The 20,942-nt window shown below is 67.8% G+C and carries 22 protein-coding genes; 9 read left to right on the top strand and 13 right to left on the bottom strand.

Annotated elements, in window-relative coordinates:
* Positions 1-13: 13 nt before the first annotated feature.
* The gene (locus tag OG203_RS21470) at positions 14-628 is read right to left on the bottom strand and encodes a TetR/AcrR family transcriptional regulator (RefSeq protein ID WP_405167404.1); all 615 of its coding nucleotides are present in this window, start codon (positions 626-628) and stop codon (positions 14-16) included.
* Between the two features lie 126 nt (positions 629-754).
* Here OG203_RS21470 and OG203_RS21465 point away from each other — a divergent pair, with 126 nt between their 5' ends.
* On the top strand, positions 755-2,812 hold the full coding sequence (locus OG203_RS21465) for a neutral/alkaline ceramidase (protein ID WP_405167403.1): 2,058 nt from the start codon (positions 755-757) through the stop codon (positions 2,810-2,812).
* A gap of 14 nt (positions 2,813-2,826) precedes the next feature.
* On the opposite strand, the gene OG203_RS21460 is transcribed toward OG203_RS21465, so the two are convergent.
* Entirely contained in the window at positions 2,827-3,066 is a 240-nt protein-coding gene (locus OG203_RS21460; RefSeq protein ID WP_405167402.1) for a DUF2530 domain-containing protein, read from the bottom strand.
* A gap of 62 nt (positions 3,067-3,128) precedes the next feature.
* Here OG203_RS21460 and OG203_RS21455 point away from each other — a divergent pair, with 62 nt between their 5' ends.
* Positions 3,129-3,566 (top strand): MarR family winged helix-turn-helix transcriptional regulator, encoded by a 438-nt coding sequence (locus OG203_RS21455; protein WP_405167401.1) that lies wholly within the window; start codon positions 3,129-3,131, stop codon positions 3,564-3,566.
* A 37-nt stretch (positions 3,567-3,603) separates the two neighbouring features.
* Here OG203_RS21455 and OG203_RS21450 read toward each other — a convergent pair whose 3' ends face one another.
* The 5 genes from OG203_RS21450 to OG203_RS21430 all read right to left on the bottom strand — a co-directional run bounded on the left by OG203_RS21450 (position 3,604) and on the right by OG203_RS21430 (position 7,491).
* Positions 3,604-3,996, bottom strand: a complete 393-nt coding sequence (locus OG203_RS21450) for a YccF domain-containing protein (protein WP_405167938.1) — start codon at positions 3,994-3,996, stop codon at positions 3,604-3,606.
* Positions 3,997-4,131: 135 nt separating this feature from the next.
* Positions 4,132-4,503 carry a hypothetical protein gene (locus tag OG203_RS21445; protein WP_405167400.1) on the bottom strand — a complete coding sequence of 124 codons (372 nt, stop codon included), beginning with the start codon at positions 4,501-4,503 and terminating at the stop codon, positions 4,132-4,134.
* Positions 4,500-5,678, bottom strand: a complete 1,179-nt coding sequence (locus OG203_RS21440; RefSeq protein ID WP_405167399.1) for a PLP-dependent aminotransferase family protein — start codon at positions 5,676-5,678, stop codon at positions 4,500-4,502. The genes OG203_RS21445 and OG203_RS21440 overlap by 4 nt, the downstream gene beginning before the upstream one ends.
* Positions 5,675-6,139 carry a cupin domain-containing protein gene (locus tag OG203_RS21435; RefSeq protein WP_405167398.1) on the bottom strand — a complete coding sequence of 155 codons (465 nt, stop codon included), beginning with the start codon at positions 6,137-6,139 and terminating at the stop codon, positions 5,675-5,677. Before OG203_RS21435 ends, OG203_RS21440 begins: the two co-directional genes overlap by 4 nt.
* A 146-nt stretch (positions 6,140-6,285) precedes the next feature.
* The gene (locus tag OG203_RS21430) at positions 6,286-7,491 is read right to left on the bottom strand and encodes a GNAT family N-acetyltransferase (protein WP_405167397.1); all 1,206 of its coding nucleotides are present in this window, start codon (positions 7,489-7,491) and stop codon (positions 6,286-6,288) included.
* A 108-nt stretch (positions 7,492-7,599) separates the two neighbouring features.
* Here OG203_RS21430 and OG203_RS21425 point away from each other — a divergent pair, with 108 nt between their 5' ends.
* Together OG203_RS21425 and OG203_RS21420 are read left to right on the top strand one after the other, a co-directional pair.
* Positions 7,600-8,400, top strand: coding sequence for a TrmH family RNA methyltransferase (locus OG203_RS21425; RefSeq protein ID WP_405167396.1), 801 nt, complete (start codon positions 7,600-7,602; stop codon positions 8,398-8,400).
* Positions 8,397-8,681, top strand: coding sequence for a DUF2537 domain-containing protein (locus tag OG203_RS21420; RefSeq protein ID WP_405167395.1), 285 nt, complete (start codon positions 8,397-8,399; stop codon positions 8,679-8,681). Before OG203_RS21425 ends, OG203_RS21420 begins: the two co-directional genes overlap by 4 nt.
* Positions 8,682-8,694: 13 nt before the next feature.
* Here OG203_RS21420 and OG203_RS21415 read toward each other — a convergent pair whose 3' ends face one another.
* The 3 genes from OG203_RS21415 to serC all read right to left on the bottom strand — a co-directional run bounded on the left by OG203_RS21415 (position 8,695) and on the right by serC (position 12,334).
* A complete protein-coding gene (locus OG203_RS21415) occupies positions 8,695-9,438 on the bottom strand; it encodes a DUF6928 family protein (protein ID WP_405167394.1) in 744 nt (247 codons plus the stop codon).
* A gap of 350 nt (positions 9,439-9,788) precedes the next feature.
* Positions 9,789-10,850: a septation protein SepH gene (gene sepH / locus OG203_RS21410; protein WP_405167393.1), complete on the bottom strand. Its 1,062-nt coding sequence runs from the start codon at positions 10,848-10,850 to the stop codon at positions 9,789-9,791.
* Between the two features lie 359 nt (positions 10,851-11,209).
* Positions 11,210-12,334, bottom strand: coding sequence for a phosphoserine transaminase (serC, locus tag OG203_RS21405; RefSeq protein WP_405167392.1), 1,125 nt, complete (start codon positions 12,332-12,334; stop codon positions 11,210-11,212).
* A gap of 192 nt (positions 12,335-12,526) precedes the next feature.
* Here serC and OG203_RS21400 point away from each other — a divergent pair, with 192 nt between their 5' ends.
* A complete protein-coding gene (locus OG203_RS21400; protein WP_405167391.1) occupies positions 12,527-13,207 on the top strand; it encodes a hypothetical protein in 681 nt (226 codons plus the stop codon).
* Positions 13,208-13,213: 6 nt separating this feature from the next.
* On the opposite strand, the gene OG203_RS21395 is transcribed toward OG203_RS21400, so the two are convergent.
* Together OG203_RS21395 and OG203_RS21390 are read right to left on the bottom strand one after the other, a co-directional pair.
* On the bottom strand, positions 13,214-14,092 hold the full coding sequence (locus OG203_RS21395) for a polysaccharide deacetylase family protein (protein WP_405167390.1): 879 nt from the start codon (positions 14,090-14,092) through the stop codon (positions 13,214-13,216).
* Positions 14,093-14,190: 98 nt separating this feature from the next.
* Positions 14,191-15,339, bottom strand: a complete 1,149-nt coding sequence (locus OG203_RS21390; RefSeq protein WP_405167389.1) for a citrate synthase 2 — start codon at positions 15,337-15,339, stop codon at positions 14,191-14,193.
* 162 nt (positions 15,340-15,501) lie between these two features.
* On the opposite strand from OG203_RS21390, the gene pdxH reads away from it, so the two are divergent.
* The 4 genes from pdxH to OG203_RS21370 all read left to right on the top strand — a co-directional run bounded on the left by pdxH (position 15,502) and on the right by OG203_RS21370 (position 19,565).
* On the top strand, positions 15,502-16,230 hold the full coding sequence (gene pdxH, locus OG203_RS21385; RefSeq protein WP_405167388.1) for a pyridoxamine 5'-phosphate oxidase: 729 nt from the start codon (positions 15,502-15,504) through the stop codon (positions 16,228-16,230).
* A gap of 58 nt (positions 16,231-16,288) precedes the next feature.
* Positions 16,289-17,584: an MFS transporter gene (locus OG203_RS21380; protein WP_405167387.1), complete on the top strand. Its 1,296-nt coding sequence runs from the start codon at positions 16,289-16,291 to the stop codon at positions 17,582-17,584.
* A 267-nt stretch (positions 17,585-17,851) separates the two neighbouring features.
* A complete protein-coding gene (locus OG203_RS21375) occupies positions 17,852-19,162 on the top strand; it encodes a citrate synthase (RefSeq protein WP_405167386.1) in 1,311 nt (436 codons plus the stop codon).
* 43 nt (positions 19,163-19,205) lie between these two features.
* Positions 19,206-19,565, top strand: a complete 360-nt coding sequence (locus OG203_RS21370; protein WP_405167385.1) for an FKBP-type peptidyl-prolyl cis-trans isomerase — start codon at positions 19,206-19,208, stop codon at positions 19,563-19,565.
* Positions 19,566-19,764: 199 nt separating this feature from the next.
* Here OG203_RS21370 and OG203_RS21365 read toward each other — a convergent pair whose 3' ends face one another.
* On the bottom strand, positions 19,765-20,931 hold the full coding sequence (locus OG203_RS21365) for a hypothetical protein (RefSeq protein WP_405167384.1): 1,167 nt from the start codon (positions 20,929-20,931) through the stop codon (positions 19,765-19,767).
* Between the last annotated feature and the right edge of the window lie 11 nt (positions 20,932-20,942).

The following is a 20,942-nucleotide window of genomic DNA, read 5'->3' as shown; positions in this document are numbered from 1 at the left end:
GCAGCGATAGCCGTTAAGCCGCGTACTCGGCGATCATCTGGCTGAGCAGATCGAGCTGTGAGCGCACGCTCTCGCTGTCGTTGTCCACCAGCCAGCGCAGCACTACTCCGTCGATCACATTGAGGGTGAATCGGCTCAGCGACGGCAGCGGGACCGACCACTGGTTTCCGGTCGCGTCGCGCGCGTGTTCCAAGATGTCGGCGACGGTGGAGTCATTGAAGTTGTACTGCTCGCGGGCGATCGCGAGTTTCGCCGGAGTTTGCTCACCCTCGCGCAGTGCGTAAGTCGTGGTTTCGTAAGTGAGCAGTTGACGTTCCGGAGTGGCTTCAATGTTGAGCCACATGAGTTCGAGCCCCGCGCGGATCAATTTTTGAAGTGCTTCTTTTCCACTTCCGACGTCTTGCCATACTGTTTCATTGGCATCGACAGAATCACGCAATTCCATCGACAACGCCTTGACCAGCTCGGTCATCAGCGCGTCCTTGTTTTCGAAACAGTAATGCACCACACCAAGCGAGACGCCCGCCGCTTGGGCGACATCGCGCGTGGTCACGCCCGCAACGCCCTTCTTTTCGGCAAGGCCGATAGCGGCCTCGATAAGGTGGGCCCGTCTTTCTTCGACGCTCAATCGGGAGGACACCCCAGGGAGTTAAGCGCCCGGGGAGCGTGCAGTCAATTCGCCGGTAGAAAAATCTCGACTGGACGAGTGACCAGTTGTGTGGTTTCCTGCCATCAGGATCGTAAGGAGACGCGTATGCCGCTGTCGCGCAGAACCGTTCTTGCCCGAACCGTTGTCGGTTCGGCGACGCTCGCCGCCGCGGCGGCGGTGCCCGTCATGTCCGGCGCGCTCGGCGCGACGGCGGCGGCCGCTCCTGGCTCCGGCGGCTACGAGATCGGTGTCGGACTTTCCGACATCACCGGCCCCGCCGCGGAATGCGGAATGATGGGCTATTCGCAGCTCGAACAGCAGACCGCCGGCATCCACCTGCGCCCACGGGCCAGGGCGTTCATCATCGGCGCCGCCGGGCGTCGCCTGGTGTTCGTCGTCGCCGAGAACGGCATGATTTTCCAGTCCGTGCACCGTGGCGTCATCGCCGAGCTGGCCCGCCGGTTCGGCGATCGGTACACCGAGCAGAACGTGCTGCTCACCTCGACGCACTCGCACGCGACCTGCGGCGGTTCCAGCAACGACTATGCATACAACCTGTCCATCTTGGGATTTCAGCAGCAGGTGTACGACGCGGAGGTCAACGGCATCGTCGAGGCCATCGCGGCCGCCGACGCCGATCTCGGCCCCGGCTCGCTCGCCCTTGGTCGCGGCGAACTGCACGACGCAAGCGTCAACCGGTCTCGGGTGGCCTGGGAGCTCAATCCCATTGCCGACAAACAGCACTTTCCGGAGGCGATCGACCCGGCGGTGACCGTCCTCTCGCTTGTCAAGGGTGGTCGGCAGGTCGGCGCGATCACCTGGTTCGCCACCCACTGCACCTCGATGACCAACGAGAACCGGCTGATCAGCGCGGACAACAAGGGTTACGCGTCGTTCTCCTACGAACACATCGAGCACGGCGTCCGCTACCTCGACGGCGCACCGGATTTCGTCGCCGCCTTCGCGCAGACCAACGCGGGCGATATGTCCCCGAACCTGAACCTGCGCCCCGGCTCCGGGCCCACCGAGGACGAGTTCGAGAACACCCGCATCATCGGCGAGCGCCAGTATCAGGCGTCGAAAGCCGCGCTGGCTCGAGCGCAATCGATGAGCGGACCGATCGACTCGATGCTGTGTTACATCGACCTCGCCGATATCGCCGTCGACGGCCGGTTCACCCCGGACGGGCAGGCGAGGCACACCGCGACCGCGGCGGCGGGCGTCTCGCTCGCCGCGGGCAGCGTCGAGGACGGGCCGGGCTTTCCCGGCGCGCCCATCCCGGAGGGCGTGCGCAATCCGTTCCTGGAGGCGCTCGGCGGCCCCAATGCCCCGGCGCCGGCCTGGCTCGCGGATGCGCAGGCGCCCAAGGCCATTGCCGCGCCGCTCGGCCTGATGCCGCCGGTGGCGTGGGTGCCGAATGTGCTGCCGATTCAGATCGTTCGGCTCGGCGAGCTCTACTTGGCCGCCGCCGGTGGGGAATTCACCATCACCTCGGGGCTGCGGGTGCGCCGTGCCGTCGCGGACGCGCTCGGCGTGCCGCTGGAGCAGGTGCTCATGCAGGGCTACGCGAACGCCTACCACGAATATGTCACCACCCCTGAGGAATACGATTCGCAGCAGTACGAGGGCGCCTCGACCATGTTCGGCCGCTACACACTCTGCGCATACCAGCAGGAATTCACCCGTCTGGCAACGGCATTCGCGGCAAGCCAGGTCGTCGCGCGCGGCCCGGCCCCGCGCGATGTGTCCAACCTGCAGCCGAACTTCCAGCCGGGCGCGGGCCCGGACACCACCCCGCCCGGCCGCGGCTTCGGCGACGTATTGACCCAGCCCGCCCCGGCTTACGCCGTCGGTACCCAGGCCGCCGCCGAATTCGTCTCCGCCCACCCGAAACACAACACCCGCCGCAACAGCACCTTCCTGGAAGTGCAGCGGCAGAACGCGTCAGGCGACTGGGTGCGGGTGGCCAACGAGGGCGAATGGGCGGTGAAGTACTTCTGGAGCAAGCGCGGAATGGCCGAATCCGTGGCGCGGTTCACCTGGGACATCCCCGCCGACGCCACGCCGGGCCGATATCGCTTCCAGCACTACGCCGACAGCCTGAGTCCCGACGGCACGCTGCACCCGTTCACCGGAACCACCAACGACTTCGAGGTCGGCTGACGCCGGTACGTGTCTCACAGGCCCGTCTGCGCACCCTTATCACCCCGGCGTGCTCCGCGCCGCTGGAACAGGAAGATGCCGAGCGCGAGCACGCCGACCACCATCCCCATCAGACAGACCGGCAGCACCGAAGCCCAGCGATCCCCGGTCGCCAACACCACCACGGTGGCGAGCAACCACAGCGCGCTACCGACCGCGAGCACCGGGCGCGGATCGGTCAGTCGCGGCGGGATCTGCGGAACTTTCTGAGTCACGGCACCAGCGTAGCGGCGAGAACGCGCGTCCGACGCGCACCGGTCCCGTATCGTTCACCTCTGTGACAACGCCATCCGATGTTCGAGCCCTCGCTGGTGAGCTCTCACTGGCGGTGGTTCGACTGACGCGTCATCTGCGTGGCCGCCGCGCCGACTCCCAGATTTCGCTGACCCAGCTCTCCGCCCTCGCGACCCTGGCTCGCGACGGCGAGATGACCCCAGGGGCGCTTGCCGCGAAGGAGCGCGTCCAGCCGCCGTCGATGACGCGGGTGATCGCCTCGCTAACCGACCTTGGCATGGTCGAACGCAAGCCGCACCCCACCGACGGCCGCCAGATCATCGTCTCGCTGTCCGAGGCGGGCAGCGCCCTCATCGCCGACGAAACGCACGCCCGCGAAGCCTGGATGACCGAACAACTCTCCAGCCTCACCGAGGAACAGGTCGTCGTGCTCACCCGTGCCGTCGGCATCATGAAGCAGATCGTCAACGAATCCGAGTAGTTCACCCCACCCCGTCGGCTTCGCCTCCTACCATCCCCTAGCGCGCCCCGAACGGCTGGTCGCTGTCGACGATCTCGCGCCCGAGCGGGAACAGCGACAGCGGGATGAGCTTCAAATTGGCCCAGCCGAACGGGATTCCGATGATCGAGACGAACAGCGGAATGCTGGTCAGCAGGTGGCCGAGGGCGAGCCACCAGCCGGCGACGATCACCCAGATGACGTTGCCGACCAGCGATCCCGCGCCGGCGCCCGGCTTCTCCACCGTGGTCCGGCCGAACGGCCACAGCGCGTACGCGGCGATCCGGAACGACGCGATGCCCCACGGAATGGTGACGATCAGGACGCAGCAGATGATCCCGGCCAGGATGTAGCCGAGCGCCATCCACACCCCGACGAACACGAGCCACAGGACGTTGAGGGTCAAACGAATCGGCGCCATATGCCTAGGATGCCAGCCGGACCGAGCACAGGGCATCAGGGTTTCCCCCGAACTCGAGCCACCGCGGGCCGGCCAGTCGGGACGGTAGGCCGCGAACGCCCAGCTGGCGGTCGCGGCCTAGTCGGCCTACATGCGTGCGTCGAACCGTTGACCCATGAGGTCCGTCACAAGCGGACCTCGGCAGGGCGTTCCGTCCAGCTCGTAGAACATCGCACTCGCCGAACCGAGGAACTCGTCGTCGCGCACGGTCAACTCGAACCGCACAACTCCCCGGCGTACCGATTCCGGAGTCGAGCGGTCGACGGTGAACTCGACGAACGCTCCAGACACCGCCGTGCCATCCGCATGCCAGGTACCCATGCCATTGCTGTCGCTGGTGACGCGGTTACCGTGATCCGGATTCGACTGGAGCATGGTGCCATCCGCGTGGAACGTCATGACGTGGTACGCGAACGGGGCATCGTCGGCCCGCACCTCCCACACGCCGACGATACTCATCGCGCCGCACACAGATCGGCGAGTACCGTTATGCCACGGTCGATCTCGGAGCTCGGCACGTTCGCGAAACTCAGCCGGATGCCGTTGCGCGGCGGGTCCTGCGCGGCATAGAACATGGTGCCGGGCAGGAAGGCGATGCCGGCGTCCAGTGCCGGACCGATCAACTTCTCGGCGTCGAAATCCGCCGGGCCCTCGACCCACACGAACATGCCGCCCTCGGGCTCGGTCCACGAGAATCCGGACGGCATGTGCCGGTGCAACGCCGCGGTGAGCGCGGCCAGCTTCGCCCCGTATTTCTCGATTGCTCGTGCCACATGCGCGGCACCTTCCGCGCTGCGCAGGAAGGCCGCGGCGATCGCCTGGTTGAAGGTCGAGGTCTGCATATCGATGCCCTGCTTCAACGCGAGCACATGCTCCAGCAGGTTCTCCGGAAGCACCGCGATACCGGTGCGCAACGCTGGCGCAACGGTTTTCGACAATGACGTGATGTAGACGGTGTTGTGCGGCGCGAAGGACCAGAAGGCGGGCAGCGGGTTGCCCTGATACCTGAGGTCGACGTAGACGTCGTCCTCCACCACCGTCGCACCATGGCGCACGATGATTTCGGCGATCTGCTTGCGGCGCGCGGTCGGCATGGTTCGCCCGGTCGGGTTCTGGAAGGTCGGCAGCAGATAGACCATTGCCACCTGCTGAGCTGCCAGTGCGGCATCCAGCGCCGCCGGCAGGATGCCGTCCATATCCGACTCGACGCCGCGGACGACGGCCCCGTGACTGCGGAACACCTTCACCGCGGGCCCATAGGTCGGTATCTCCACCAGAACCACCGCGCCCGGATCCAGCAGCGCCATACATACGCTGTGCAGGGCGCCGGAGCCACCCGTCGCGATATGCGTCAGACCCGCCGGGCCGGTGATCCCGCGCTCCCGCAGCAGAATCTGCGCCTGGTCGAGCAGCGGCGGAAAGCCGCGGGTCGACCCGTACTGCAGGGCCGAAGTCCCATACTGGGCAACGACATCGGCGGCCAGCGAGGCCACCAACTCGCCAGGCAGCAGGGCGGGATCCGGCGCGCCGACGGCGAACGAGATCACCTCCGGACGTCGGGCCAGCGTCGTGAAGATATCGTCGATCGGCCCGCTGCGTACCGCTGCGGCACCGCGACTGACTACCGCTGTCACAGACCCACGCCCACTGTCGTGAGATCACGGCGCAGCCGGGCGACCGCGTCCACGACAGCACTGTCGTAGTCAGGGGTCAGCACCACATCGTCATTGAACATCGGGTCGGTGCGCATCTCCACTGCAACGAGATCCTCTGTCTCGCTGAGGTTTACCCCGACATGCACCACCCCCTCGGGGATGTACACGAATTCCCCCGGTCCATGCACGTAGGGCGTCAAATTCGGGCCGACCAACGTCGCCGCGTGGCCACGCAGGCAGACGACGATGATCTCGCTGTGCGCGTGGTAGTGCGCCCGGGACACCTTCCCGGGCGGCATATTCACCATTCCGGCCGAAATCCCCTGGCTCCCAGCCGTTTCCCGGGTGATACACGGGACGAGTTGCTGGCCTTGACTGCCGATCTCCTTCGCGACATCCCCTGCGGCGACTACTCTTACGGCTCTCGGAGCGTTAAACATCAGCTACCCCATACTGTTCGGTCGGATGTAGCTGAACTTAAGGGATTGGTACCGATGGGAACTAATCAGGCGACCAAGTTCATCTGGCATTCTCCAGCGCGTATCCGCCCGTCGATCTACCCGCCACCGTTGGCCTCGGGCCGGCGCTAGAAAAACCAGCCGAGGACGGCGTCGCGGTCGGTGGCGAAGGCCTCATCGATGGCGCGCGCCTTGGCGGAATCCTTGGCCTGCAGACGATTTGCCGTCGCGAAGGCGCGCGCGGGGTAGGCGCCGAGGTACATGCTGGCGAGCACGTCGATGCCGAGTTCGATATCGGCCTGGCTGGTGGTCGGCGTGCATTCGGCGATGCCGTCGCGGATGGTGAGGGCGAAGCTGCCGCCCGCGTCGCGGAACGGATCGGTCACCGCGAGTACGACATCCAGGTCGCGCTGATAGGTGCGCGCGGTCAGCGCGGCGGGAATGTCCATGAGCCGCAACCACAGTGCGTCGTAGCGCGCGGTGGTCCGGACCAGCCGGAGGTCGGTGAGCAGGTAGGGCAGCGGGTCGTTGTCGCTGAGCACCGCGTCGACCCGCTGCACGAGTTCGAGCCCGAGCAGTGCCCGCCACAGCGCGGCATGCGCGTCGGGGGTCACCGCCCGCATCTCGACCAGCTCGGCGGTGTTGACGTTGTCGGAGCGGCGGTAGCGGTACAGCGCGTAGCCGTCCGGATGCAGCAGCGTGAAGAGATCGGTGCCGCCGCCGCGCACCTCCGCCGGCTCGGCGAACAGCAGCGCCCAGCGGGCCGCTGGACGCGCCTGTGCGCCGGGCACGATCCGGCGCCATCGGTCGTAGATCGCCCGCACCTGATCGGTCACCTCGGCGAGCGTCGCGAGCTCGACCCCGCCCGGATCCGGCGCCGACGGCCGGAATTCGGCGAACCGCCGATCGATGCTCACCGCGTTCTCCCGCACCGTCGGCCCGTAGCCGAAGCGCCCGTAGATGGTGCCCTGACTCACCGTGAAGATGGTCAGCGCCAACCCGTCCGCCTCGGTACGCCGATGCTGCTCGGTGTACATCGCCCGCAGGATGCCGCGCCGCCGATGGGTCGGCGCGACACAGACTCCCGCGATGCCGCACGCCTCGACGGCGCGTTCACCCGGCACCGTCAGCGTCATCCGCGCGGCCTTCGTCGCCCCGACGACCCGACCACCGTCGACCGCGACCAGCGCATCCTCGATGGCGAAGACCCTGGCCGCCGGTGCCTGCGTCCTGGACGGCGAGCGCATGCCGAAGGCGGTATCGGCGAGCCGGGCCATGGCGGCGTCGTCGTCCGCGGTGGCCGACCGAATGGTGATTCCGTTTGGCAGCGTCATGGCACGACAATCCCACGCGCCCGTGCGACGGCGCATTCGATTAACGGCCGGGCGACTCGACCCGAACCGGTGGCGGCGCGGCGCGGCTTCTCCGGGCAGGATGTAGCCGTGGCCGAAGTGATCGATATCGACGACCCCGCTGACCCGCGGGTCGATGACTTCCGCGACCTCAAGTCCGCCGATCGCCGACCCGATCTGCCAGGACGCAAGGGTCTGGTGATCGCCGAGGGCGTGGTGGTCGTGCAGCGGATGCTGGATTCGCGATTTGCCCCGACCGCGTTGCTCGGCGTGGAGAAGCGGCGCCAGGAACTGTCCGACGACCTGGCCGGTGCCGACGTGCCGTACTACCGCGCCTCAGCCGAGGTGATGGCGGAGGTCGTCGGGTTCCACCTCAACCGCGGCGTGCTCGCGGTGTCGCCGCGACCCGCGCCGCTCACCCTGGACGACGTGCTCGAGCAGGCGCGGACGGTGGCGGTGCTGGAGGGCGTCAACGATCACGAGAACCTCGGTTCGATGTTCCGCAACGCGGCCGGACTCGGCGCCGAGGCCATCCTGTTCGGCGATCGGTGCGCCGACCCGCTGTACCGGCGCGCGGTGCGGGTGTCCATGGGCCATGTGCTCCGGGTGCCGTTCGCTTCCGTCCCCGATTGGCCGCACGGTCTGGATATACTGCGGCGCAAGGGTTTCCAGATCATCGCTTTAACACCGAACCCGGCCGCGGTGAATCTGGCCACGGCGATGACGGGGGAGCGGGTGGCGTTGCTGCTCGGCGCCGAAGGGCCGGGGTTGAGCGAGGACGCGATGCGAGCCACCGATGTGCGGGCGCGAATTCCGATGTCACCGGGTACCGACTCACTCAACGTGGCCACCGCGGCCGCGATGGCGTTTTATGAGCGGGTGCGGACGTGAATTACCCGCGGCACCAAGGCCCGATCCCGTGGGGAACCGGGATCACCGTCGCCAGCATGGTCGCGCTGCTTGCCGCGATCGCGGTGTTCGCCTTCGGTCGCGCGCTCGTCGAGGTGCATCCGCTGCTCGCGGTGGCGGTGAACCTGATCGCGGCGGGTGGTGCCGCGCCGACCGCGTGGCGGTGGCGTTGGGCGCCGGTGACCAGGTGGGTGGTCGGCGGCGGCACGGCCGGTGTGTTGCTCGGCTGGGTGGCCCTGCTGATCAGCGGGCTGTCGGGCTGAGGGCCGACCCCCGTTACGAGACGCGGTCGTGCCCGCGCAGCCAGCCGAACAGACCGCGCTTGGGTCGCGCGGGTTCCGGTTCCCGCCGCGGCGGGATGCGGGTGGCCGGGTCGGGCGCTTGGCCTTTCGGATACAGCGTGAACCCGCACACCGCGATATCGCCGGGGACGAGCGCGCCCTCGGCGGCGGGGGCGCGATAGTGGAAGCCGAGCCATTCGTTGTTGGCGGCGTCGGCGAACTCGGGTGGGTCGAACGGCAGCGTCTGCGGGTCGGGCAGCTCGCCGGCCTGCCAGCGCACCGGATGGTCGCCAGCCCAGTACGGGCGCTCCCACACCAGCGGCAGGCCCTCGTCCTCCAGGATGTTCACCCGGCTCGAACTGAACGCTCTGCGGAATTCGCCGCGCTCCCAATGCGCGAACGCGCCCCAGCCGTGCATGCTGTCGAACGACACCAGGTAGGTGTGCTCGGAGGCCAGCGGACGGACCAGCAGTTCCGGGATCTCGGTCGGGTGGATGCGCGACGCCTGCGCCGAACACACCACCGTCACGCCGGGGTAGCAACCGATATAGACCTCGTCGAGGTCGGGGCCGGCACAGCCGGCGAGGGTGCCGACCATGATCGGCAGCACGTCCCGGTCGCCGTACAACTGTTTCGCAAGCGCCAGTGCGGCATCGGGATCCGGATCATGGTTGGCCCGCAGTACCGTCAACGGGTCGGGTGCGTCGACGTACCAGAGCGACGAAGCTTTCGATAGCATTTCCGGCACCTCCCGATGGTTGCACGAATCAGCTCCGCGAACTTCGAGCAACGCACTGTGGCGTCGAACAATTCACCGCTTTCGTGAACCGCCGGACGCTGTCGCGCGCAGTCGACAACACACCGAAAAATCTACCCTCATCCGCCGCTCCGCGTCTTCAAGCCGGACATAAGCGCGTCGCCAGTTGCGTTGGCGGCTGGCGGTACTGTGCCGGACGGGTTGAGATGAGTTACCCGTGTGCTAACGAAATCAGTTGCCGCGCTGGGTAATTCGCTTGTCAGGTCGCCTTGGCCCGACAGCAGCGCTGACACATTCGGCACGCGGCTCCGTGACGGCGTGCGGCGGCACGCTCAGTGACCGGAGCTGCGGACTCCGAGCAGGACGTCTTCCCAGGACGGCATGGGCGCCTTACCGCGCTTGGTGCGGGCGGACTTGGCGGGCGCTTTGCCGTTGGCGGCGGGCTTGGCTGGTTCCTCGACGGCGGGCTTGGCCGACGCGGCGGGTGCGGCCGGGGTTGGCTCCGCGGGCGCGCTCGGCGTGGTCGGCGCAGGGGGCGCGCTCGGTGTGGGCGCCTGGCTTGCCGCGGCGGGCGTCGCGGTGGGGGTCGCGGTCGTGCCCGCCGTGATGGCGGGCGTGTTAGCGCCACCGGCGGCGACGGCACGCTGTTCGTAGTACTCGTCCAGGGTTGGCTGGCTCTGCTGGCGTGCCGGGGTGCGCGCGGGCGGCGCGGCGGGTGCTTGGCGCGGTTCGACCACCGGCTCGGGTTGCGGCGCGGGCGCGACCGCTTCGGGCTCGGCGGGCTGGATCGTCGCCAGGCCGCGTAGCGCGCGGCCGAAGTCGGGGTCGATCAGATCGGAGGCAGGGTCGTCGAGCGGGGAGACCGAGCCGCCGTGCGCGTCCGGCTGGTAGCGCCAGTGCGCGGCGATCTCGGAACGTCCGTTCTGCCACTGCAATTGGGCGACCCAGAAGCCCTTCTCGTCCTTCCAGGCGTCCCATTCGGCGCCCTCGATGTTGTGGCCACGCTCGGTGAAGGCGGCGGTGACGACGTCGATGAGGATTTCCACGGCGGGGCCGTCGGGGCGGACGGGGTGTGCCTTCTGCGCGAGTTCGGCGGCGCGGGCGCGTTCGAGCAGCACCGGGTAGGCGAACCGCTCGACGCGGCTGGCCGGCATGCCGGATTCTTCGGTGACCTGGTCGACGGAGGCGCCGGCCCGGATACGAGCCTGAATATCGCGAGGACGCATAGTTGCTTCCATTTCGATCTCAATCTGGCCGAATCGGGCAAGGTCTCCGCGCGCTGCGGCTCGTAGCTTGTCGTCGGCGGGAAGCCGGTACTTCGCTCCGGACTCGGTGTCGATACACACGATGTGCGTGGAGTCGGGCGTCACCCCGATCACTCGAAGTTCACGCACCGTTACCTCCTTACCGCGTCGACTCGCGACACCGCCCACTTTCCGAAACAGTAGTGCACTTCTGGGATTCGTGGGGCGAGACACGCGGGGCGGAAATCTCTGAAGAGACTCCCGCACCCCGCTAATCTGCTCTGTTCGAGTTACTTCGCAATGCGGCGCGGCGTGTCATTTGTGGCGTGTCGCGCTGTGTTCAATTGGCAGCGCCTGCGGCACTGCGTGTTCGCGGCCCCCGGGTGTCTCGCGTCCGAGTGGCCGAGACTCACGCCTGCGGCGCATGCGCTTCGGCCACTCGGACGCGAGACGGGCCGCGAACGGCGCTCGTAAGACTCGCGCGTGGTGGCTGAGTTGAGGTGCGACCCTCAGCCCAGATTCTGCACGACCCAGTCGATGCTGCGCGTGAGCTGGCTGACGTCTTCGGGGTCGATGGCCGGGAACATGCCGACGCGCAGCTGGTTGCGGCCGAGCTTGCGGTACGGCTCGGTGTCGACGATTCCGTTGGCGCGCAGCACCTTCGCCACTGCGGCCGCGTCGACCGAGTCGGCGAAGTCGATGGTGCCGACCACCTGCGAGCGGTGGGCGGGGTCGGCGACGTACGGCGTGGCGAATTCGCTCGACTCGGCCCAGTTGTACAGGCGCGAGGACGAATCCAGCGTCCGCTTGACCGCCCAGTCCAGGCCGCCGTTGCCGTTGAGCCACTCGATCTGGTCGGCGAACAGCAGCAGGGTTGCCAGCGCCGGGGTGTTGTAGGTCTGGTCCTTGGTGCTGTTGTCGATCGCGATCGGCAGCGAGAGGAACTCCGGCGTCCACCGGCCCGAGGCCTTGATCTCGTCGACCCGCGCCAGCGCGGCGGGGCTCATCAGCGCGACCCACAGGCCACCGTCGGCGGCGAAGCACTTCTGCGGTGCGAAGTAGTAGACGTCGGCGTCGGTGATGTTCACCGGAAGGCCGCCGGCGCCGGAGGTGGCGTCGATGGCGATCAGCGCGTTCGCCGAGCCCGCCGGACGCTGCACCGGAATGGCGACACCGGTGGAGGTTTCGTTGTGCGCCCAGCCGATCAGGTCGACCGACGGATCCGACACCGGCTCCGGCGCGCTGCCAGGCTCGGCCGAGATGACGATCGGGTCGCCGATGAACGGGTTGCCCTTGGCCACGCTGGCGAACTTCGAGCTGAACTCACCGTTGGTCAGGTGCAGCGAACGCTCGCGGATCAGGCCGAACGCGGCGGCATCCCAGAACGCCGTCGTGCCACCGTTGCCGAGCACCACCTCGTAACCGTCGGGCAGCGCGAACAGTTCGCGTAGGCCCGAGCGCACCCGCGCGACCACATCTTTGACCGGCTTCTGCCGATGACTCGTGCCGAACACCGAGGCGCCGACGCTCACCAGGGACTGCAACTGCTCCGGTCGCACCTTGGAGGGGCCACAGCCGAATCGTCCGTCGGCGGGCTTGAGGTCGTCGGGAATCGTCGGGAACGCAGTGGTCATGCGAACAGGGTAAGGCGTCTCGGACCAGCCTGGCTCGTGCGGGTCGGCCGCTGTGCCCTCGGCCACCGAAGGCCGCGGCGACCGGCTCGGCCGGAGCCGGGCGCCGATGCCGGAATTGTTACGTTCTGCTCGGGTTGCGGTGGTATTGCTGTGTCGTCGACCACACTCCAGCTAACCTTTGCGCCCATGAACATGGCGCCGACTAACTCGGGGTGGCGATTGCGCGGTCGACGACCACGGACCTTCGGACTGCGCATCGTCGCGATTTCCGATGGCGCGCGACGAGAGTTGCTGATGCGCGGCGCCCTCGGATCGGCGACGATCCTTGGCACGCGGCCGAGTTCGAAGGCGGCGGCGGTTGAACTCGACGCGGATGGCGTCGCGCGCGGTGCGCCTGGGCATGTGTTCTGGGTTCGGGTACAGGTCGACGGGATGCCGCCCTACGAGACCAGGGTCCGGCAGCGGGTGTCCGAGGCGAATCTGGAGTGGATGCAGCCGGGCGATGTGGTTTGCTGCCGGGTCGATCCCGGTGATCGGGACCGGCTGGTGCTGTACGTTCCCGATTTCGCGGAGACCGGCCGGGCCAGCGTCGCCAAGATCCTCGCCGACGGCCGCCGCGCCGACGCGACGGTGCTCGCCGCGACCCCGGTGGCGGCCGACTACTCCGGCCGCGACGATCCGGTGCTCCGCCTCGACCTGGAGCTGCGCGCCTGGGACGAGCCGAAACCGTGGCTCGTCCGGCTCGTCCAACCGGTTCCGCTCGCCGCGATCGGCCTCGTCGATCTCGGCCAGCACCTCGAGGTCGCCTTCTTCACCGTCGACCACGGCGAATCGGTCGCCGTCGACTGGTCGGCTTCCCTCGGCGAGGACTGACCGCGGCTACAGGTGGACGAAGGTGAAGCCCATCGCGCGGATGGTCGGCAGCGCGGCGATCATGCCAGCGCCGGTGCCGCCCTGTGGCCGGTGCATGTGCGCGAGTGAAATCGCCCCTGGCGCGGCGGCATTCATCGCGGCCTGCACCTTGGCGGCGCTTGCGGTCGCGCCGTAATCGGCGTTGATGCTGTAACCGACCGGGATTTCCCCCAATTCGTTGACGATGTCGACCGCGACCTCGTCGTAGTGCGCCGTGCCGGCCCGGAAGAATCGCGGCGGCCTGCCGACCAGCCCGCTCAGCCGCTCGTGGTTGGCCCAGACCTCGTCAACGACCTCCTGCGCCGACGCGGTGCCCTTGATGCCGTAGGCGGCCCGCCCGTTCACCGAGAGCGGCCGGTGCGCAACGCCGTGATTGCCCAGCTCGAACAGCGGGTTCAAGGCCAATCGGGCGGCTCGCTCCTGGTTCGCGTCGATCCAGCGCTTGTTCAGGAACAACGTGGCCGGAATCTGCTGGGCGATCAGGAAGTTCACCAACGATTCATCCATGTCGTTGCCGCCTGGCCCGCCGCACGCGTCGAAGGTCAGCGCCATCTGCTTGCCGGTGAACGCGAAAGTGCTTGTGATACCTGGCATCGCCACGTCCCACTGCCGCGGCTGTTCGCCGGCGTGCCTGGCGACCACCGCGGCGGGGGAGTTGTCCTGCGGCGCTGGCCCGGTCTTGGCGACCACGGCGGAATCGCTGGCCACCGGCCTGGCAGCGCGACTCGTCGAACTCGGTTGTGCGGCCGCCGTGCTGCTTTGCGCCGTGCCACATCCGGTGGCGGCGAAACCGGCGGCGAGCGCGGTGCCGAACAACCGCCGCCGCGACATTCCACTTTCTGTCATCCGTAGCCCTTCTGTCCGAAGTCGGCCGGATGCTACGCGAGCCGAACGTCTGGCCAGTGGCAGGACATTCGGCTCGCGGCCATGCTTTTTCCCTATTGTTACGCGTGCGAGATGGCTGCCCAGCCCGCGACGTCCTCCGGGCGGCGCGGCGCCGGTCCGGTGTAGATGGCCGCCGGGCGAACCAGCTTGCCGAGCTGCTTCTGCTCGAGGATGTGCGCACACCAACCTGCGGTACGGCCACAGGTGAACATGGCCGGCATCATATGCGCGGGCACCTCGGCGAAGTCGAGGATCACCGCGGCCCAGAACTCCACGTTGGTCTCGATCGCCCGGTCCGGGCGACGCTCGCGCAGCTCGGCGAGTGCGGCCTGCTCCAGCGCGGCGGCCACCTCGTAGCGCGGTGCGGCCAGGCGCTTGGCGGTGGCGCGCAACACGCGGGCGCGCGGGTCCTCGGCCCGGTACACCCGGTGCCCGAAGCCCATCAGCTTTTCCTTGCGGTCGAGGATGCCCTTGACCAGAGCGCGTGCGTCGCCGGTCTTTTCGACCTCTTCGATCATCGGCAGCACCCGGGCGGGCGCGCCACCGTGCAGCGGGCCGGACATCGCGCCGATCGCGCCGGACAGCGAGGCCGCGACGTCGGCGCCGGTGGAGGCGATCACCCGCGCGGTAAAGGTGGAGGCGTTCATGCCGTGCTCGGCCGCGGACACCCAGTAGGCGTCGATCGCCTCGGTGTGCTTCGGGTCGGGGTCGCCTTTCCAGCGGGTCATGAACCGCTCGGTGACCGTGTTGCACTCGTCGATCTTCTTCTGCGGGACCGCGGGCTGGTAGATACCGCGCGCGGATTGCGCGACGTAGGACAGCGCCATCACCGAGGCGCGGGCCAGGTTGTCGCGGGCGGTCTCGTCGTCGATGTCGAGCAGCGGCTGGTAACCCCAGATCGGGGCGAGCATGGCAAGGCCCGCCTGCACGTCGACGCGCACGTCACCGGTGTGCACCGGCAGCGGGAAGGGCTCGGCGGGCGGCAGGCCTCGGCCGAACTCGCCGTCGACCAGCAGGGCCCACACGTCACCGAAGGTCACCTGGCCCTCGACCAGGTCCTCGATGTCGACGCCGCGGTAGCGCAGCGCCCCGCCGTCCTTGTCCGGTTCGGCGATATCGGTGGTGAAAGCCACCACGCCCTCCAGGCCACTGACGAAATCGCTGGGTACGGCGGTCTGCCCGGTGGGCACCGCGGGGCTGGTAGTCATGTTGTGACTTCTCCTTGCACTTCGGGACGCGCCTCGTAGCGACTGCTCGCAGGTCGCTCGAATGGGCTTGCCCTCGGCGATGAGGGATAACGTGCGGCTCGCCGAGCACATGCCGATCACCATCACCTTAGATCCTTGCTACCCCGGAGTAACGTCTGGCCCATGCGTGACCTGGACAATTCACCCGGCGGCCACGAGACGGCCGATATCCTGCCGAGCACCGATCTCGCCGGCATGCGCGCCGAGTACGGTGGCGCCCCATTCGGTAGCGGAGAAGACGTCGATCTGGACGAAACCTGGCTGGCAGGCGGCTGGGAGCCGTTGCTGCGCCACTGGATCGAGCAAGCGACCGCAGTGGGTGTCGCGGAGCCGAACGCCATGGTGCTCGCCACCGTGTCACTGGCCGACGGCACGCCGCGACCGGTCGCCAGGACGGTGCTGTGTAAAGGCCTCTCACCCGAGGGTGTGACTTTTTACACGAACTACGACTCGGCCAAGGGCAGCCAGCTCACGGCCGTCCCGTTCGCGGCGGTGACCTTCGTCTGGCCCGCGCTCGGCCGCCAGGTGCATGTGCGCGGCGCGATCGAGCGGACCGCCGCCGAGACCACCGCGGTCTACTGGCGCTCCCGCCCGCGCGACTCCCAGCTCGGCGCGTGGGCCTCGCAGCAGTCAGCGCCGATCGGCTCGCGCGCCGAGCTGGACCGCACCATGGCCGAGACGATCGCGCGCTTCGACGCCGTCGACGAGATTCCGGTGCCGCCGCACTGGGGTGGGTTCCTGCTTCGCCCGGACGAGGTGGAGTTCTGGCAGGGCCGACGCGGCAGGCTGCACAACCGGATTCGAGTACTCATCGCCGATGGCGCGATGACGGTGCAGCGACTACAGCCCTGACGTATTCCCGACCGGCCGGTGAGAAATGTCGTAACTAACCGGTCGGTCTCGACTCGTTATGCTGCGGCCGGTGAGACTGCTGGCCGACACGGCACCACTGCGACATACCGACTTCCGGCGCCTGTGGACCTCGGGCATCGTCACCATGATCGGTGCGCAGCTGTCCATCGTCGCGGTACCGCAGCAGATCTTCCAGATCACCGGCAGTTCCGGATACGTCGGCCTGGCCGGGCTTTTCGGCCTGGTACCGCTGGTCGTGTTCGGGCTGTGGGGTGGCGCGCTCGCCGATGTGATGGACCGGCGCAAGCTGATGCTCATCACCAATGCGGGCACCGGGCTCACCGCGGTGGCGTTCTGGGCGCAGGCCGCGTCGGGCATCGACAACGTGTGGGTGGTGCTCGGCCTGTTCTCGACGCAGCAGGCGTTCTACGCGGTGAACCAGCCGACGCGTAGCGCGACCATTCCGCGCCTGCTGCCGGAAGACCAACTGGCCGCGGCCAATTCGCTCAGCATGACGGTGATGCAGTTCGGTGCCATCGCCGGACCGGTACTCGCGGGTGCGCTGATCCCGGTGGTCGGGCTGTCCACCCTCTATCTGATCGACTCCATCGCGCTGCTCGCCACGGTGTGGGCGGTCTGGCGGCTGCCAGCGCTGCCGCCGACCGGTACCGCGCGCCGGGCCGGATTCCGCACGGTGCTCGATGGTTTCAGCTATCTGGCGACCCAGCGGATCCTGCTCGCCTCGTTCGCGGTGGACGTGATCGCCATGGTGTTCGGCATGCCGCGCGCGCTGTTCCCGCAGATCGCGCACGAGACCTTCGGCGATCCGACCACCGGCGGGGTCGCGCTCGGCCTGCTGTTCGCGTCCATGTCGGCGGGCGCGGTACTGGGCGGGGTGTTCTCCGGCTGGATACCGCGGATCCGGCGCCAGGGCCTTGCCGTGCTCGTCTGCATCGCGCTGTGGGGCGTCGCCATGGTCGGCTTCGGCGTCGCCGTCGGATTCACCGGGCACGGCCTCGGCCTCGGCCTCGGGCTGTGGCTCGCGCTGATCTGCTCGGCCTTCGGCGGCGCGGTGGACATGATCTCGGCCGCGCTGCGGGTGACCATGCTGCAGCAGGTCGCCACCGACGAGATGCGCGGCAGGCTGCAGGGCGTGTTCATCGTGGTTGTCGCAGGTGGGCCGCGAATCGGTGATGTTGCCCACGGTTTTGCGGCGGCCGGCCTGGGTACCGCTGTCGCCGCGGCGGGCGGCGGTGCACTGGTGGTGATCGGCGTGATGATCGCCGCCGTGGCGTTCCCGGCATTCGTGCGATACCGAGTAGGCCGCGCACATGCGGAAATAGTGGCACCATGAGGCCTGCGAATATCCGGCAACCGCTGTTTGGTGGGCTTTTCGGACCTCACTCGCCCACGAGGTGTTTCGTGAGCGAGCGTAGCGAGCGAACCATCGACACAGCGCCTCCCGGCGGACAAGTCGGCCGAGCGCCAGCGAGGCTGACTTGTCCGCGGTGCAGGACTACCCTCCTGGTTGTCCGTGTCGGTGAACGTCTAGCGTTGAGACAAGTGCATCGTGCGCCGACCGCGACGATGCCTACGGTTCTAGCCTGAGAGGGATCCTTCCGTGCCCGCTGAGAACATCATCAACGTCGACGAAGACGCCAAGCCGGTCCTTTCCTATCCCGGCGGGGAGTTCCCGATGACGGTCACCAAAGCCGCCGAGGGCAACGACGGAATCGAGCTGGGAAAGCTGCTGGCCAGCACCGGGTACGTCACCTACGACCCGGGCTTCATGAACACCGCCCCGACCAAGTCGGCGATCACCTACATCGACGGTGAGGCGGGCATCCTGCGTTACCGCGGTTACCCGATCGACCAGCTGGCAGGGACGTCGACCTTCATCGAGGTCAGCTATCTGCTGATCTACGGCGAGCTGCCGACGCAGACCCAGCTCGACGACTTCACCGACCGGATCCGCCGGCACACGCTGCTGCACGAGGATCTGAAGCGATTCTTCGACGGCTTCCCGCGCAACGCGCACCCGATGCCGGTGCTGTCGTCCGCGGTGAACGCGCTTTCGGCCTACTACCAGGACTCGCTCGACCCGCGCGACCCCGAACAGGTCGAGCTGTCCACCATTCGGCTGCTCGCCAAGCTGCCGACGATCGCGGCCTACTCGTACAAGAAGTCGGTCGGCCAGCCGTTCCTCTACCCGGACAACTCGCTGAGCCTGGTGGAGAACTTCCTGCGGATGACCTTCGGGTTCCCGGCCGAGCCGTACGAGGTCGACCCCGAGGTCGCCGCGGCGCTCGACATGCTGCTGATCCTGCACGCCGACCACGAGCAGAACTGCTCCACCTCGACGGTCCGGCTGGTCGGCTCCTCCGACGCCAACCTGTTCACCTCGGTGTCCGGCGGCATCAACGCCCTGTGGGGCCCGCTGCACGGCGGCGCGAACCAGGCCGTGCTCGAGATGCTCGACGGCATCAAGGCCGACGGCGGCGACGTCAAGGAATTCATCCGCAAGGTCAAGAACAAGGAAGACGGCGTGAAGCTCATGGGCTTCGGGCACCGCGTCTACCGCAACTACGACCCGCGCGCCGCGATCGCCAAGAAGCACGCCGACGCGATTCTCAACAAGCTCGGCAACGACGAGCTGTTCGACATCGCCCAGGCGCTGGAAGAGGCCGCGCTGACCGACGAGTACTTCGTCGAGCGCCGCCTGTACCCGAACGTCGACTTCTACACCGGCGTCATCTACAAGGCCATGGGCTTCCCGACCCGCATGTTCACCGTGCTGTTCGCGATGGGCCGACTGCCGGGCTGGATCGCGCACTGGCGCGAAATGCACAGCGAGCCACTGAAGATCGGCCGTCCGCGCCAGATCTACACCGGCTACGGCGCCCGCGACTACCGCGAGATCACCAACCGTTAGTTTCACCATCACCAACCATCACCTATCGAAGGGGATAACCCGAATGACCAAGCCGGAGATCGAGTTCCAGGGCGGCCCCGCGCCGGCCGAGCTGGTGATCAAGGACATCATCGAAGGCGAAGGCAAAGAAGCCGTGCCAGGCGGCAACGTCGAGGTGCACTACGTCGGCGTGGAATTCGATTCCGGCGAAGAATTCGACTCCTCCTGGAACCGAGGCGAATCCCTCAACTTCCCGCTGCGTGGCCTGATCCAGGGCTGGCAGGACGGCATCCCAGGCATGAAGGTCGGCGGCCGCCGTCAGCTCACCATCCCGCCGGATCTGGCCTACGGCCCGGCCGGTGCCGGACACCCCCTCGCGGGTAAGACGCTGGTCTTCGTGATCGACCTGCTGGACGCTAAGTAATTTGCCGCGTGGCCGCGGCGTGTTCGCGGCCCCCTGGTGTCTCATGTCCCAGCTGTCGAGACTCGCGCCTGCGGCGCATGCGCTTCGACAGCTGGGACACGAGACGGGCCGCGAACGGGTCGCTCGTAAGACTCGCTCCGTAGTGGTTGGGTTGTGTGGTCCGTGTGCCGGCTCTCTGGGATACGGGCCATCGCCGTTTCTACTGCCGGACGACCTCGACTGGATCGGTGAGTGCGAGGGCGAGGGCGGACTGCTGAGTCGAGCTGCGCTGGGGGAGCGCTTGGACGGCCTTGTCGGTCTGCGTGTTCAGGTTGCCGACGATGGTCTGCAGCTGGGTGACGCCGCCGGTGAGTTGGCTGATGGCGCTGACCAATTGGGCGCCGCCCTCGTCGGCGAGTTTGGGCAGGCCCTCGGCCAGCTTCGCGCCCTCGTTCAATTGCGCACTGGCACTGGTCAATCGGTCGACCACGGTGCGAAGCAGGGTGCCGAGATCGGTGTTCGGGTCGACCGCGCCGCCGACCAGCGAGCCGAGACCGGTCAGCTGGGCGCCGGCCTGACCCGAAATGCCCTGTAGGCCTTCGAGTTTCTTGATGATGTCGGCCAGCGCCGGATCGTTGGCGAAGGGGAGCGCGCGCAGCGGCGGCAGGATCTGGTCGAGACCGGTGTTGACCGTGTTGGCGGTCTGCTCCACCTGTGCGATCGTGATGCCGGTCGAATCCAGTGCCGAGGCAAGCTCATTGGCCTGCTTGGCCGCGCCGGCCACGGTCGAGTTGAGCAGGGTGATGGCCGAAGTCAGTTGCGCGGAACCCTCTTTGGCGAAATTCAGGAAGCCGAGCAGCTGGTCGGCGCCCGAACTGAACTGGTCGGTGCCCGCGGCGGCCGCGCCGACCCCGGCCTTGAGTAACTGCGCGGTGAACTGCACCTGCGACATCTGGCTGCGCGCCTGCCCGACCGCGGACAGCGCGGCGTCGACACCCGCCGCGCCGACCCGGTGTGTCACCTCGGTGACCGCGCCGTTCACCAGCTCGGTGTCCGCGCCCTTGTGGGTGGCGACGGTGACCTTGGCCCGGCGCGGCTGGACACCGGCCAGGGTGCCCATGGAGTCGGTGAGGTCGGCGGGCAGGGTGATCACCGCCGCATAGTCGTCGGTGCTCGCCTCGCCCGGCTTGGCCGCGGTCCATTCGTATCCGCCCGCGTCCTGCAACGCCTTGACGACCCGCGCGCCCGTCGGCCCGGTATCGGCGTTGACCAGCGCGATCCCGGTGGGGCCTGCCGATCGGCCGCACGCGGTGATACCGGCGCCGAGCGCGCCAGCGCTGACAAGAGCAACGGCGAGAAGAGCCAAGCGGGCGTGTTTTCCGATCACAGCCTGACCAT

Origin of the sequence: Nocardia sp. NBC_01499, assembly GCF_045040275.1 — a bacterium.
Taxonomy (GTDB): Bacteria; Actinomycetota; Actinomycetes; order Mycobacteriales; family Mycobacteriaceae; genus Nocardia.
Note: the sequence above shows the minus strand (reverse complement) of the source record. Positions and strands in the feature narration are given on the sequence as shown.